The sequence below is a fragment of the Ciceribacter thiooxidans genome (genome assembly GCF_014126615.1).
Classification (GTDB): domain Bacteria; phylum Pseudomonadota; class Alphaproteobacteria; order Rhizobiales; family Rhizobiaceae; genus Allorhizobium; species Allorhizobium thiooxidans.
The window spans coordinates 648500-663002 of record NZ_CP059897.1; the positions used below are offsets into that span (position 1 = coordinate 648500).

The window sequence follows — 14503 nt, forward strand, 5'->3', positions numbered from 1 at the left end:
GATCAACTGTTTTCAGATGTCGTTCACCATCGTGTTGAAACTGGCCTCCTGGGCGAACAGGACGGCTTGCATGCGGGTTTGCACGCCAAGCTTGCGCATGATCGCGGTAATGTGCGCCTTTACCGTGGTCTCGGCGATCGAAAGCTCGTAGGCAATATGCTTGTTCATTCGGCCGGCACAAATGAGTTGCAGGATCCGCGCTTGCTGGCGTGTTAACAGCGCCAAGCGTTTGACTGCCTCTTCGGACGGCGTAGGCGACGAGGCTTCGAGTGCCATGCTGCTCGCATGGATTTCGCCGCGTGCTATAACCGAGAAAGCCTCGCGAAACTCTTCGCGCGAGGCATGTTTTGGCACGAAGGCGTTCACTCCCGCTTTCAGTGAGGCTCGTACCACGCGGATCTCGTCGAGCGAAGACACGACGACAATCGGCGTCTCCGACACGGCGCGCCGGAGACGCACCACTCCGTCGAGGCCGTTGACATCGGGCAGGTTCAGGTCGAGCACCACGACGTCCGGCAGAGGGCCTGCCTCCAACCGGGCCAGTGCAGCCTCCAGAGTCCCGACAGCCTCCACGTCCGGGATACCGACGGGCCCCGTCAACGTCATTGCCAGCGCGTCACAGAACAACGGGTGATCATCAACGATCAACGCCGATTTCAACTTACGCACGGGCTTCTCGACGGTCGGAATTGGCATTACACGAAATTCCCGAAAAGGCTGGCGATAGCATAACATGGTTTTCGTCCGTCTTCATCGGCCTGTCTGGCCCGTGGAAAAGGAGAAAGCCGGGCGTTTCCGCCCGGCACCGGTTCAGTTCAGCGATGCGAGCTCCTTGGGCAAGCGGAACGTCCAGATCATCCCGCCCTGATTGAGGTAATTGACCTTCTTGGCCACCTCGCCGCCCCAGAGAGGCACCGCGCCACCCCAGCCGGAGATCACCGAGACATATTGCTCGCCGTCCTGTTCCCAGGTCACAGGCTGTCCCACAATCCCCGAGCCGGTCTGGAACTTCCAGAGTTCCTCCCCGGTCTCGTTGTCGAGCGCGATGAAATCGCCTTCGGGCGTTCCGAAAAAGACGAGCCCGCCGGCTGTGGTCATCGTCCCGCCCCAAAGTGGCGCCCCGTTCTTGTACTCCCACTTGATTTCGCCGGTATTGGGGTCGATCGCCTTCAGGCTGCCGATATGGTCTTCGAAGAGCGGCTTGATGGTAAAGCCTGCGCCGAGATAGGCGGCTCCCTTCTTGTAGCTGATCGGCTCATTCCAGATGTCCATGCCCCATTCGTTGGAAGGAACATAGAACAAGCCGGTCTTCGGACTGTAGGCCATGGGCATCCAGTTCTTGCCGCCGAGGAACGAGGGAACGGCAAAGACCTGCTGGCCCTTGGAGCCGTTGGCAGCTGCCGCCGCGTCGCCTGGCCGGTTGTCCTCGTTATAGATCGGACGTCCCGTCTCATCGATGCCTTTTGCCCAACTGATGTTCTTCACGAACGGATGGGCGGAGACGAACTTCCCGTCTTCGCGGTTCAGCACGTAGAAAAAGCCATTCCGGTCGGCCGTCGCAAAGCGCTTGTTTCCGTCCTTGTCGACGAAGGGCACAACCTCGTTGACGCCGTCGAAGTCCCAGCCCTCACGCGGAGTGGTCTGGAAGTGCCATTTGATCTCGCCATTCTCAGGATCGATGCCGAGTCGTGAGGCGGCATAAAGGTTGTCGCCCTTGTTGCCCTCGACCGGCTTGCCGGCGTTGCGGAGATGGCTGTTCCAGGGTGCGGGATTGCCGGCGCCGAACACGAGCGTCTTGGTGTCTTCGTCATAGGAACCGCCGAGCCAAGTGGCGCCGCCGCCGGTCTTCCACAGGTCGCCGGGCCATGTCGCATTAAGCGTCCCGGTCATCGTGCTTTCCTTGCCCTTGTAGGTGCCCATGTGACCCTCGATCACCGGTCGGGTCCAGACAAGTTCCCCGGTCTGCGCATCGCGCGCCTGCACTTCGCCGACAATGCCGAATTCGCCGCCGGAATTGCCTGTGATGACGAGGCCGTTCACGATCAGTGGTGCGGCGGTATAGCTGTAACCTTCCTTGTAGTTCGCAATCTTCTTGTTCCAGACCACATCACCCGTCTTGCGGTTCAATGCCACAAGACGGGCATCAAGGGTGCCGAAATAGATGTTGTCGCCGAAGATCGCCGCACCGCGGTTGACCACGTCGCAACAGGGCAAGATGCCCTCCGGAAGACGCGCATCATATTGCCAGATTTCCTTGCCGGTCTTCGTGTCGATTGCATAGAGGCGGCTGTAGGAGCCGGTAATATACATGATGCCGTCGTAGATGATCGGCTGGCTTTCCTGACCACGCTGCTTTTCACCGCCCAACGAGAACGCCCAGGCCGGCACGAGATTCTTGACGTTTTTGGTGTTCAACGTCTCCATCGGTGAGAAACGCTGCAGGCCGCGACCCATGCCGTTGGTCAAGACGTCGCCGACGGTTTCGGCGTCCTTTGCAATATCCTCTTCCGTCACACCGGCATGCGCGGCACTCGCGCAGGCGATGGCCGCAATCGCGGCCAGTACGAGACTCCTCATGACATCCTCCCTCCATGCCCACAAAGGATGCGGGCTCCACATGCGGATCATCCGCCTACTCGCCACCACCATGAATTGGACCTTGGTCGTAATCTTGGAGGCTTGGGCACCGCAGAGCCCCCCCAATAGGTCGTATATCGAGCCATATGAGCGGGGGGATACCATTCGACTGTTCAAGGGGAGGAGAGCTATGACATTCCTGAAATCACTCATCGGCGCTGCGGTCGCTGCGCTTCTTTCCAGCATGCCAGCCTTCGCGGAAACGCCCGTCATCAGGGCGGCACTTCAGCTTTCAGGCACGGTAAACTGGGAGGCCGATACCATCCGCCACTATGGCTTCGACAAGGCAAATGGTTTCTCGATAGCCGTGACCGACATCGCCGGGGCACCTGCTGCTCAGATCGCGCTCGTCGCCGGTGAGGTTGACATGATCGTTTCCGACTGGCTCTGGGTGGCGCGCGAGCGGGCCGCCGGCCGCGATCTTGTCTTCATCCCCTATTCACGCGCCGTTGGCGGGCTGATGGTACCGGCCGACAGTCGGGCCAAGACGCTTGCCGACCTGAAAGGACAAAAGATCGGTGTTGCCGGCAGCCCGATCGACAAGAGTTGGCTAATCCTGCGCGCGTATGCGCAGAAGGTCGAGCATTTCGATCTTGCCGAAACGACTGAGCAGGTCTTCGCTGCTCCGCCACTCGTCTACAAGGCGGCGCTCGGTGGCGAGCTGCAGGGGGCCTTGAACTTCTGGAACTTCGGCGCCCGGATGCAGGCTGCGGGCATGCGCACCCTGCTCGGGGTGGACGAGGCCGCCAGAGCTCTCGGCCTCGATCCGGAAACACCGCTCATCGGTTATGTCGTGCGTGGCGAGGTCCTGAAGACGCACCCGAAACTCGGTGAAGCAATCGCCGCTGCCTCGCGCCAGGCAAAAGAGAAACTCTCCACCGATCCGAGCGCCTGGGCACGCATCCGACCGATGATGCGGGCTGAGACCGACGCGGAATTCGAGGCCTTGAAGGCGGGCTTCCTGGCCGGCACGCCGAAGCAGGGAGCCGTCAACGAACGGGCCGCAGCAAGGATGCTGGCGCTCATGGCCGAACTCGGTGGTTCCGATCTGGTCGGGGATCTGAAAGAGCTGCCTGATGGCGTCTTCCACCACCCCGGCAGCTGAACCCGTCCTGAAGCTCGATCTTCACGCCGGCGGGCCGGGCAGGGTGCTCGGCCCCATCGCCCTTACGCTCTCGCCGGGGGAGACATTGGCACTGACCGGCCCGTCGGGCGTCGGCAAGACTTCCTTGCTACGGATCATTGGCGGCCTCGACCACTGCTTTAGCGGCCATCGTGAAGCGACGGCCCACATCGCCATGGTTTTCCAGGAACCACTGCTCCTGCCGTGGCGTACGGCAGTTGAAAACCTCACGGTTATCGCACGAATATCACGTGAGGAGGCGGAGCTCTGGCTGGAAAAGGTGGGGCTCGCTGGGCTGGGGATCGCTTTCCTCATATGCTTTCCCTCGGACAGCAACGACGGTTGTCCCTGGCGCGGGCCTTTGCCTGTGCACCGGAGCTGCTGCTCCTGGATGAGCCCTTCGTCAGTCTCGATCCCTCGCTTGCTTCGGACATGATGACTCTGCTCGAACGTCTGATTGCCGATCGTCCCTGTGCGACGCTCCTCGTCACCCATGTTCGGGGCGAGGCCGATCGTCTTGCCGGACGAATTCTTCGGATGGAGGGCCGCCCGGCCCGTATCCTGGAGGAAGATCAAAACACCCAGGCGCGCTTCCAAATCGCGGTGACCTCAGAGACGACTTCGGGATCGCAGCAGCCGACTTGCAGATGATCGGGAGCCGGACTGGGTGCGGATAGTTCTTCTCCAGGCTATTGCCCGCGCTCGGGTGGGTTATGTCTTTCGCGCGGTCGTTCCGCGTGCGGGATCGTAACCCCAAACGGCGACAAGGCCAAAGACGATGAAGGCGGCGAGCGTAATGGCAAGCGCCGTCGTGTTGCTCTTTGCATAGAGTGCGAAGCGAATGAGTTCGACCGCATGGGTAAAGGGATTGAGCGCACAGAGGTCTCTCAGGCGAGGAGAGGCTTCGGCCATCGACCACAGCGGGTACAGAGCCGAGGAGAGAAAGAACATTGGAAAGATGACGAAGTTCATGACCCCGGCGAAATTCTCCAATTGCCGGATAAAGGAGGAGAGCAGCAGGCCAAGCGCACCAAGCATCATCGCGGCGAGTGCCATTGCCGGGGCCGCGGCCACGTAGCCGAGCCAGGGAAAGCGGATACCGTACAGGGCCGCGATTGCCAGAAAGACATAGGCCTGCAACACGGCGATCAGACTTCCGGCCAGCAATCGGCAGGCAAGCAGCCACCAGCGAGGCAAGGGTGCCGTTAGCAACAGCCGCATCGATCCCATCTCTCGGTCATAGACGAGACTGAGCGAGGACTGCATGCCACTGAACAACAGGATCATTCCGATCAGTCCCGGCACGATATAGATTTCGTAAGTAAGGTAGGTCCGGTAGGGCGGTGTTATCGAGAGTCCGAGCGCGGCGCGAAAACCGGCGGCGAAGACAAAGAGCCACACGAGCGGCCTGACCAGCGCCGCGATGAGCCGCCCTCGCTGCCCGAGGAACCGCAGAGCCTCTCGGTGCACGATCGCCCGCAATGTGATCAGGGCATGCGGCCTGAAAAGACCAGCGGTCTCCTGCTCCGCCGTCAAGAACACCTCCACGGTCATGTTTGCTCCCTTGTAAGCGCGAGAAAGTGTTGGTTCAACTCGTCACCACCGATTTCCCCTGCCTCACCGTCGGACAGGACTCGACCGCAATGAAGGACGACGAGCTGATCCCGACTTCGTACTTCGTCCACGAGGTGCGTTGCCCAAAGCACGGTCAGCCCCTCTGCGGCAAGATCGTGGACGTGCTGTGTGATTGCGGCGCGCGAGGCTGCGTCCAGCCCGACGGTCGGCTCGTCCAGCAGTAGCACCTCGGGCCGGTGGACGAGCGCACGGGCGATCTCCATGCGCTGGCGGTGGCCTCCATTGAGGCTTGCGGCCTTTTCCCCGGCACGCTCGGCCATGCCGAGCCTCTCGAGTGCCGCCACGATGCGGGTCTCCGCCTCTCGCCCTGAAAGCCCGTGAAGGGCGGCGAAATAGAGCAGATTGCGCCTGACGGTCAGGTCCGGATCAAGCGTCGAGGCCTGGAACACCACGCCCATACGGGCAAGTGCCGCACGCGGTTCACGCCCCACGTCATGGCCAGCAATTGCGATCCGGCCCTCTCGTGGAAGGAACAGCCGCGTGAGCACGCCGAACAATGTTGATTTGCCTGCGCCATTCGGACCAAGCAGAGCGCAGAAGCGTCCACGCTCGACCGAAAAGGAAACGCCGTCAAGAGCATGCCGGGTGCCCCAGTTGTGGCTCACGTCTTCTAAAATCAGGCCACTCATGTCCTGCTCACTCTATGGTCATTGTGACCTGTTGCGTGTCGCCTTTGCTGCCGGGAACCGTGAGATGGTAGCTTCCGGGCCTTATGGCGACAAAGCTGATTTCCGCCTTGCCGCTCTCGTCGAACTCGATCGAAGCGACCCCGAACGGCCGGATTTCGATACCCTCGATGACGATCTCGTTGATCCAGACCGCCCGGAAGAAGCCGGCTCCCTCGAGCGCCAGCTCCTGGCTGCCGTCCGCCTCGATTTCAAGGGTGTAAAATCGTCCGGATTTCAACCTCAGCGGCTCCTCGGCAATCGGCTGACCGGCCGCAAGCGTAAGCTTCGGTAGCCGTTCGCGGTTGGATTTCGCAAGGATGCCGGCAGGTGCCATGCCTGCCGTGATCTCGTTGGCGTCCGCCAGCGAGGCGAAAGGCAGGGCCGTGAGCGCCAAGGCTGCGATAATCCTGTTCTTCACCGACATGTCCCCCGGATCGTTATGGCCGCATCGCCGCCCCCAGGGGAAGCGTCCGACTTTGATAGATTTTACGGGCTCTAGCGACGCGACATCGATGATGGTCACGTCCCCAGAGACACCATTGGTGGAAAAGAGCTGCTTATGGTCCGGCGAGAATGCGAGATGCCAGACCCGACGCCCGACGAGGATATAGGTCTTGACTGCGAACGTATCGGTGTCGATTGCCGCAACATGGTTCGCGGGCCCGAGCGCGACGAAAGCCGTTTTGCCGTCGGGCGTGAACGTGAAACCGACAGGTTGAATCAGATCAGCTTTGATACCGGCAATCTCAAAGGAGATCTTGGCCTTCTCGGCGTGCGTTGCCACGTCGAAGACGGTGATTGTGCCGCCAATTTCGGAGGAGACCCAGAGTTCGGTGCCGTCCTTGGCGAACTCGGCATGGCGCGGGCGGGGATCGACGAGCGTATTGGCGAAGATCTTCCTCGTTTCGGTGTCAATCCAATGCGCCATATTGGTCGTTTCCGACGTCGTGATGACGGTCTTGCCATCTGGCGAGACGGCCATTCCTTCCGGCTCGATGCCAACGTTAATCTGAGCCACGACCTGGCGACTGTCGACGTCGACAACCGTGGTTACGGCGTCGTTCTCGTTGGCGATCCACAAATGCCTGTCGTCGGGAGCGAGTACGAACTGTTCGGGATCCTCGCCCGAGGGCAGATCGTACAAGATCTTGCCGGTGGCAGGATCCATTACCTGAACCGTGTCGCTGTCAGAGGCGCAGATATAGACCCGGCTCCAGTCGGAACTGAAGGTAATCCCGCGTGGCCGTTCGCCGGTCGGGATGGTGCGCACGACCTCGAGCTGGTCAGTGTCGACAACCGAAATGGTGTCATCCTTTTCGTTCGTTACCCAGATCTCCCCTCCGACGGCTTCAAGAGACGTCGTGGCCAACATGGTCGCGGTAAGCAGGACTTGAAGTCTCATTTCATCCTCCAAAGGCGGTGCAGCCGCTCTCGGGCCGGTCCAGGCCAAGTGTGTCCATCTCGTTGTTTTGGTGAAGGTATCCCTCGAGAGGGGCGAGTTCGACCAGTGCGCGGGCATTGACCACCGGCATGGGTTGGCGAAGCTGGCCGTCCCAATCCCGATAGCTAAGGCTGCGGCCCTTGAAACCGTCGAGCGCAAAATCGCGAGAGAGTATGAACTTTCGCAGCGTGACCGGGTCGGCAGAATTGGTGCGAGTGACAGCTTCGCCGATGGTGCGTAGCGCTATCCATGCGGCATAGTCGCGCGAGCCCATTTCGCGGCCCGCTGTCTTCTCGAACCGGTTCTGTAGCTGCACTGCTCCCCATTGCTCAAGCACTGGCGCCCATCCCTCGCCATGCAAGCCGTCCGACCCGGCGATCGGGCGGGGCAGCCACGTATTGTCCTGGACATAGCGCCCGAAATCATTGGCCTCGTCGGCGATCAGCAGAACATCGTGATCGGGAAAGTCCTGGGTGAACAGTGGGAGTTCGCGGCCGGCAGCCCGCCGCAGGTCAGTATTGAAGGTCCAGTTCTTCGAGGCGAGGATCTCGACGCCGAATTTTTGCGCCGAGGCGCGCAATCTCTCGGCAAAAACCTGGTCCTCGGGTTTTGGACCGACAATCAGCACCGTTCGAGTCCAGCGGCGGGCTCTCAGCACTTGCATCAGTGCATCGCTGCGCATGGTGTCTTCGGCCATGGTGTGCAACACATTGATGCGGCAGTCCACATCTCGCAGCTGGCTTGCGCCGGACGCAACGTTGAAGAGCAGGGCGTCCTTGGCTTCAGGCAGATCGGCCACGGCCAGAATGTCCTGCGGCTGCGCGTCGACAAACAGGATCTTCGATGTGGCGAGCGCCGCGCGGGCCGCTCCGAGGAAGTCGCCTCCCGGCTCGACTGACGCGATCGCGAGGCTATAATCGTGGCCCATGAAGCTGCCGGTCGTCTTGGTGTCTGCCAGCGCGACCTGCGCTCCGGCAATGCCCCGGTCTTCCGGAATGGGATCCAGGTTGGAAAGGACTGGCGGCGCCTGAATTTCCTGCCTCAGATAAGCCATCGGTATAGCAATTTCAGCCATGGCAGAGGACGCCCAGCAGAAGATCGCCGCCGCGAACCACAGGCTACTCCGGAACGCGTTGAAGCTTTCGCGCATATAGCATCCTCCCCGGCCCGAGAATGGCGGCACGCGTGAGAAGCCGAAATACGACCTTGGTGCCATGGGATGGCGCGACCTAGGTCGCATATCGCGCCGCGTCCTTGCTGCCTTACATGTTTGCGAATTGGAAATGCGAGGGAGGACCGCATGACGGCCAATAGTATTCGCGGCGGGATCGCCGTTTTCATTCTCATGGCGACGACGAGCTTGGTCGTCGCTCACGGCGACGTCGCGCCACAACCAGTCAACACGGACGCCTTGCCCGAGGTGGGTGATGAGTGGCTGGGCGAAAACCCTTATCGAGAGGCCAAAGCCGGCCATGAGGTCTGGCTGAAGGCGGTCGAAATCGGGGGGTCGGGCTTCAACCAGAATTGTGCACGCTGTCATGGCCTTGGCGCGGTCTCCGGTGGTCTTGCACCCGATCTGCGGCTCCTTGAGGCGGAGGAGTATGGTGACGAATGGTTTATCGAGCGCTTTCGGCACGGCTATACTCAGGATGGTACGACCAAGATGCCGGCGTTTGGGGACATCCTTGGGCAAAAGGCGGCCTGGGCCATTCGCACCTATGTGGAAACGCGGCCGGAAGATGGTGCTCTGGATGCGCATGCGAAGCGCTTGCATGAAATCCGCGACGAACTGGGCAGCGGGAAGGTCGCCGATACCGAAGCTCTCAAGAAGGAGCTTGAGACGATTGCCATCGGCGTAAAGACAGCTTCCGGTGCTCCCGTCGCCGACAGCGTTACATATGAAGCCGCGCGCATCCTCTCGGACGAGCCGGAAAGTTGGAAAAGAGCGTCAGACGTGCTGACGGTCGGCCTTTCGGCCACGCAGTAATTGCCATGGTACGCCGCCTTTCTCTTGCACTGGCAATCGGCGTCGCTCTTCCGGGCGGCGCCGTTGCGCGTTGCGAAGGCTATGTGCCTCAGGCCAGGCCGCAGAACACGTTTGCACAAGATGTCGGCCGTGAATTCGACCGGATCCTGACGGACGGTTGGATCGAGTTCGCGGTTTATGCGGATTATGCGCCATGGTCCTTTGAAGAGAAGGGGAGGGCGGCCGGCGTGGATGTCGAGGTCGGCCGGCTGATTGCGAAGGCGTTGGGGGTGGAGCCAAAGTTCCGCCTCGTTGCGGCTGGTGAGAACCTCGAAGCCGACCTGATGAACTACGTCTGGAAGGGGGCCGCCGTGGGCGGTCGCGTCAGCGACGTCATGCTGCATGTGCCCTATGACAGCGAGCTTGTTTGCCGCATCGAACAGGTAACGTTTACCGGACAGTATGCCGCCGAAAACATCGCCATCGCCTATCAGGGTGCCGATTATGAGGAGAAGGGTCCAACCCCGCCTTTCTTCCGGTTCGATCCCGTCGCTGTAGAGAACGATTCAATTGCCGACTTTTATCTTACATCGCTGATCGGCCCCGCCGGCAAGATCCACCGGTTTCGATCGACCGCCGCGGCCATGGATGGACTTGCGGCAGGAGATACGAAGGCGGCGATGGGACCGCGCGCTGAACTGGAGGCGGGGATTGTTCGCCATCCTGAGGGCGGGCTGAAGGTGCACTCCCCGCCGCTCGTGGGTTTCGCGCGGGGGAACTGGACGATCGGCGTCGGTGTCAGCTTTCAGCACAGGGATCTCGCCTATGCCGTCGATGATGCGATCGAAAACGCGCTTGGCGACGGTGAGATCAGTCGCATCTTTGCCCAATACGGACTGACCTTCACACCGCCGCAGCGGTAGCTTCAGAATGTGGAGACGTCGCCTGTGGCATCCACCGCCGTTACGCGCGTCACCTCTCTGATCCGGTCACGCGTTGCGCGGATTTCGTCGGCCGACATCAGGCAGAAGGCGGTGGAAAGACCGTCGGCGATCGCCGCGCTCTCCGCTTCTACCGAGATCGTCGACCAACAGGGCCGCTCGCCATGCGGACCGAGAATGTGAAAGTCGTTACCGAGCGTCATGGCGGAGGGACTAGACGTTGCGATCGCAGTGCCTCCAAGGCGGCGGATTGCAACCCGGCCCCAAGTCGGATCTTCGACCGAGACGTTGAACGGTCCACCGAGGGCAGCAAACTCTCCCATCTCCACAAGAGCTTGAGCGTAGCCTGCATCCCGCAAGAGGCTACGCACCCGGTCGGCAGCGTAGCCTTGGGCGATGCCGTTGAACGTTACCGCTTGCCTTTCGCCCAGCCGAACAGACGGACCGACGCGCACCTGTTTCCAGCCGATCGCTGCACGCGCCTGCGTCGTGTCTCTGCCCTCGGCAAGGGCGCGCCAGAGCGGCTGCACCGTTGGATCGAACCGCCCGCCGGTTGCCTCATGGACATAGGCGGCGAGATGAAGAAGCTCGAGAAGTGCAGCGGGCGGATTGTCGAGGTGACCAAGAGTATTCAGGTGGCTGATTGCGGACGTCGGTTTGAAGAGGCTTGCTGTCGCCTCGATTTCTGCGATCGTCGTGCCGATCGATTCCGCAACGTAACGAGACAGACCACGGGGACCGCGCAGGTCCACCCGTACTAACCCGCCCAGCATCTCAGCTTGCCAGGAGGTCACCTCCGCGCGCGCAGCATTCTGGACGGTCATGGCCGCGGCGATGAGCAAGAAGCGACGCCGGTTCATGCAGGGACCTCCGCCTCGGTAACCGTCGGGCGTTTTCGATAAGCCAGCACTCGCGGTACACATTGTGTCGCATCATCATGGATCGCAACGCAATCGAGGCACTGGAAACACTCGGAATAATTGATGCGCCCGGTTCTTCCTATAGCACCGTAGGGGCAGCGCACCCGGCAGAGCTGGCAAGGAGAACCGCATTCCAGTCGCCGGGGTATCCAGTTCCGCGTGCGCAGCAGTCCACCGAGAGCCATCGCTGCACCGAGCGGGCAAATGTAACGGCAGAACCCCTTGAAGGTCACTGTAGCGAGAAGCATCCAGAAGGCCGCGTAGGCGACGTAATACCATTCGCGCTGGAATAGGGTTGTGATCGCTGTCTTGAAGGGCTCGATCTCTGCGGCTGTTTCGGTCTTATCCGGGGCAATGAGGCTGACTGCGACCAGGCCGGCGAGCGAGAGCCATGGGCCGACCTTCAATCGCCTGTCCCACACTGGCGACGGTCTCCATTGTGGCAATCGAAACAAGCGGCCGAGATGGTGGGCAAATTCCTGCATTGCGCCAAACGGACAGAGCCAGCCGCAGAAAAGACCGCGTCCCCAGAGCACAAACCCGAGAATGGCAGCGCCCCAGACCATGAGCGAGAAAGGGTCGTACAGCAGAACCGACAGGTTGCCATCCCCTGCTTGCCGGAGAACAGCAAGGGGCGTGACGATCGATAACTGCCCCTGGCCCCACCAACCCACAAACCCGATGACCAGCGTCAGAAAGGCAAACCGTGTCGGGCGCAGCACCGTTGGTGTAGCCAGCCGGTGCATACCGGGGCCGACCGCGCCAAGCAAACCCACGATAAGGGCAGCCAGCACGAGGAGGTCCCATTTGCGGCCGATGATTGCCGCCTGCCATGGCGATAACCTGCGGGAGACTTCCGGTCGGATGAAGGAAGCTGGGTCAGCCCTGACCGTGATCGGGAATTCGACGGAGCGCATCTCGGGCAGCAACATGCCATGGGAACGTACGGCCAGGGCGGAGAGGGTCCATTCCCGCGTGGGATCGAAACCCAAACGGCGGTCGATCCTCAGGATCATCGTCGTACCCCGCGGCACTTCCGGCCGGACTTCGATCATCATGTCGGCATCGCGCAGGGCGACGGGCAACCCGTCCTGCATGGCCATAATCCGGTCGGGCGCGGTGTTGCGCACGAAGTCCGCCGAAACGAGTCCGTGGCGGCCGGATTCGATGATCAGTACCGGCTCATCGTCCGGGGACACGCGCACGAGGCCCTGAATCTCGCCCAAACTCTCATCACTCAAGACCGCTCGGGCAACTGCGGGAGGGCCGATGTCCACGACCCAGAGATCCAGAAAGAAGGCCTCCGGATCGTTCGCTGCCTCCGGGTCATCATTCTCCCATTGTGTACCCGCAAACGCATCGTCAAGTTCTGCGTTCGTCACCTTGAGATGCCGGGCCAACTTGCGTTCGACGAGCGTCGCCCAGTCAAGCTTTTCGTCGACCGACGGATTGGGGTGTACGGGCGGGCCGCTTGTGAGGCCTTGCATCTTCTCCCGCGCGACGGCGAGTGTCGCAGCGAGGATCGTTTCGTGCGCGATGCGGACGGACGCCGTCGCCTTGGTCACACCATCGAGATAGACGAGGCTGGAGCCGCCTCCCGCCTCTCCATACGGTGTTCCGACCACGAGCGCCTCGCGGATCGAATGACCGCGATATTGCTCGAGGAAGGCGCGCAATGGCGCTTCACCAAGACCCGACACGAAGATGGGTTCGTTCTGTTTGATAAGCCGGACGTCCAGGAAGCGGCCCTCCTTGTCGATTAGCACGAGCATGTCGATAGGCGCGCCGGAAAAACCCGGAAGCGGTGCGAGCGGTCCGGTTTCGAAGGCATACCCCGCCTGTGCTCCCCCGGAATTGAGCAGCGCCCACACGCCTTTTTGATTCACCTTCTCGCCAAGCGCATAGGGCGGCACGATCAACTCCGCGAGAGCCTCGCGGCCGAGCGCTGCCGCCTGCACAATGTGGGCGCCAGAAAGCATGCAGAGAACGAACAGGCTCAGCAGTGCCAGGTGTCTCCTCATGGCCGTATTCCTCCCCCCGATTTCTATGCGTCGGAGGAGCCGTTGCCATACGACCAAGGTCGCGGATCAGAGCCGCGGTTCAGCAGCTATAGTCTGCACGGGAGAAACTTAGATGTCGCAAAAGACCCTCGGCGCCTACGTGGAAGCGAGCGTGTTCTTGCTTTCGCTCATCCTGTTTGGACTGTTTTGGGCAGGCCTCGCTGCCCTCAAGGCCGATCCGACCGTTCTCCCCGGACCCGTGGAGGTCGCGCAGGTGTTCTGGTCGGAGACGCGAGCTGGCCGGTTGCCCACCGAACTGCTCGCGACACTGTTACGTGTCGTGGCTTCGTTTCTTCTTGCCATGGGTTTGGGTTGCCTGCTCGGCTTCTTGCTCGGCCGCTACCGTGGCCTCAACCGCTGGGCCGATCCCTGGGTAACGATCTTCATGAATCTGCCCGCCCTGGTTTTGATCGTGCTGTGTTATCTTTGGATAGGACTCAATGAAACTGCGGCAATTGTCGCTGTGACGCTCAACAAGACCGCGATGGTGATGGTTACCATCCGCCAAGGTGTCGGTTCCTTTGATCCCGCGTTTGATGATCTGGCTTCCGTCGCGAGGCTTTCGCGCAGAGAGCGGTTTCGGCATCTCATCCTGCCGCAACTTGCGCCTTGGCTTGCGGTGGCAGCTCGCAACGGCATCGCGATCATATGGAAAATCGTTCTGGTGGTGGAGTTTCTCGGCCGTTCCAGTGGGGTTGGCTTTCGTATCCACCTCTATTTTCAGCAGTTCCAGATCGCCCACGTGCTCGTTTATTCCCTCTCGTTCGTCGCTGTCATGCTGATCGTTGAGCATGGGTTCATTCAGCGCTGGGAGGCGCGTGCGGCGAGGTGGAGACATTGATCGTGGCCAAACTCATGGAATTGGCCGCGGGCCGCTTGGCGTCAGGCGCGGATAGCGAATGCCGTTTCCAAGCTTTCGAGGCGAGTAAAATGATAGCCATAATCGGTCCCCTGCCTTCTAACCTCCTAGGCCATGAAAGCCGTGGCACATGCAAATGCCGACATGCCTTTCGTTGGTGGGGCAGCGTGACGCTTCCGGCTTCGACGGCAGATCGGGAGGGTGTGCTGCGTCCCAGCCGGTGGAGCGATCCTTTGCGTCCCTCGTTCCATGA

The 14503-nt window shown here is 61.1% G+C and carries 13 protein-coding genes and 1 pseudogene; 6 read left to right on the forward strand and 8 right to left on the reverse strand.

Annotation, left to right across the window (positions count from 1 at the left end; all coding sequences use genetic code 11):
* Nucleotides 1-12: 12 nt before the first annotated feature.
* Both H4I97_RS20995 and H4I97_RS21000 read right to left on the reverse strand, forming a co-directional pair.
* On the reverse strand, nt 13-696 hold the full coding sequence (locus tag H4I97_RS20995) for a response regulator (protein WP_244658896.1): 684 nt from the start codon (nt 694-696) through the stop codon (nt 13-15).
* A gap of 114 nt (nt 697-810) precedes the next feature.
* On the reverse strand, nt 811-2577 hold the full coding sequence (locus tag H4I97_RS21000) for a PQQ-dependent methanol/ethanol family dehydrogenase (RefSeq protein ID WP_182308939.1): 1767 nt from the start codon (nt 2575-2577) through the stop codon (nt 811-813).
* A 190-nt stretch (nt 2578-2767) separates the two neighbouring features.
* On the opposite strand from H4I97_RS21000, the gene H4I97_RS21005 reads away from it, so the two are divergent.
* From H4I97_RS21005 to H4I97_RS24650, 3 genes are all read left to right on the forward strand, one after another.
* Nucleotides 2768-3742 carry an ABC transporter substrate-binding protein gene (locus tag H4I97_RS21005; RefSeq protein WP_182308940.1) on the forward strand — a complete coding sequence of 325 codons (975 nt, stop codon included), beginning with the start codon at nt 2768-2770 and terminating at the stop codon, nt 3740-3742.
* A gap of 85 nt (nt 3743-3827) precedes the next feature.
* Entirely contained in the window at nt 3828-4196 is a 369-nt protein-coding gene (locus H4I97_RS24645) for an ATP-binding cassette domain-containing protein (RefSeq protein WP_280527699.1), read from the forward strand.
* On the forward strand, nt 4103-4411 hold the full coding sequence (locus H4I97_RS24650) for a hypothetical protein (protein ID WP_244658928.1): 309 nt from the start codon (nt 4103-4105) through the stop codon (nt 4409-4411). The genes H4I97_RS24645 and H4I97_RS24650 overlap by 94 nt, the downstream gene beginning before the upstream one ends.
* Nucleotides 4412-4471: 60 nt before the next feature.
* Here the strand turns inward: H4I97_RS24650 and H4I97_RS21015 are convergent, their stop codons facing one another.
* From H4I97_RS21015 to H4I97_RS21030, 4 genes and pseudogenes are all read right to left on the reverse strand, one after another.
* Nucleotides 4472-5314, reverse strand: a complete 843-nt coding sequence (locus H4I97_RS21015; protein ID WP_182308941.1) for an ABC transporter permease — start codon at nt 5312-5314, stop codon at nt 4472-4474.
* The gene (locus tag H4I97_RS21020; RefSeq protein WP_182308942.1) at nt 5311-6024 is read right to left on the reverse strand and encodes an ABC transporter ATP-binding protein; all 714 of its coding nucleotides are present in this window, start codon (nt 6022-6024) and stop codon (nt 5311-5313) included. Before H4I97_RS21020 ends, H4I97_RS21015 begins: the two co-directional genes overlap by 4 nt.
* A 493-nt stretch (nt 6025-6517) precedes the next feature.
* Nucleotides 6518-7465 (reverse strand): annotated as a pseudogene (locus tag H4I97_RS21025) (YVTN family beta-propeller repeat protein); the annotation flags it as partial.
* Nucleotide 7466: 1 nt separating this feature from the next.
* The gene (locus tag H4I97_RS21030; RefSeq protein WP_182308943.1) at nt 7467-8654 is read right to left on the reverse strand and encodes an ABC transporter substrate-binding protein; all 1188 of its coding nucleotides are present in this window, start codon (nt 8652-8654) and stop codon (nt 7467-7469) included.
* 150 nt (nt 8655-8804) lie between these two features.
* Between H4I97_RS21030 and pedF the strand changes: the two genes are divergently transcribed.
* Together pedF and H4I97_RS21040 are read left to right on the forward strand one after the other, a co-directional pair.
* The gene (pedF, locus tag H4I97_RS21035) at nt 8805-9491 is read left to right on the forward strand and encodes a cytochrome c-550 PedF (RefSeq protein WP_182308944.1); all 687 of its coding nucleotides are present in this window, start codon (nt 8805-8807) and stop codon (nt 9489-9491) included.
* Between the two features lie 5 nt (nt 9492-9496).
* Nucleotides 9497-10393 carry a substrate-binding periplasmic protein gene (locus H4I97_RS21040; protein WP_182308945.1) on the forward strand — a complete coding sequence of 299 codons (897 nt, stop codon included), beginning with the start codon at nt 9497-9499 and terminating at the stop codon, nt 10391-10393.
* A gap of 2 nt (nt 10394-10395) precedes the next feature.
* Here the strand turns inward: H4I97_RS21040 and H4I97_RS21045 are convergent, their stop codons facing one another.
* Nucleotides 10396-11271, reverse strand: coding sequence for an FAD:protein FMN transferase (locus H4I97_RS21045; protein ID WP_182308946.1), 876 nt, complete (start codon nt 11269-11271; stop codon nt 10396-10398).
* Entirely contained in the window at nt 11268-13352 is a 2085-nt protein-coding gene (locus tag H4I97_RS21050) for a 4Fe-4S binding protein (RefSeq protein ID WP_182308947.1), read from the reverse strand. Before H4I97_RS21050 ends, H4I97_RS21045 begins: the two co-directional genes overlap by 4 nt.
* Nucleotides 13353-13464: 112 nt before the next feature.
* Between H4I97_RS21050 and H4I97_RS21055 the strand changes: the two genes are divergently transcribed.
* On the forward strand, nt 13465-14232 hold the full coding sequence (locus tag H4I97_RS21055; RefSeq protein ID WP_182308948.1) for an ABC transporter permease: 768 nt from the start codon (nt 13465-13467) through the stop codon (nt 14230-14232).
* Nucleotides 14233-14503: the final 271 nt, after the last annotated feature.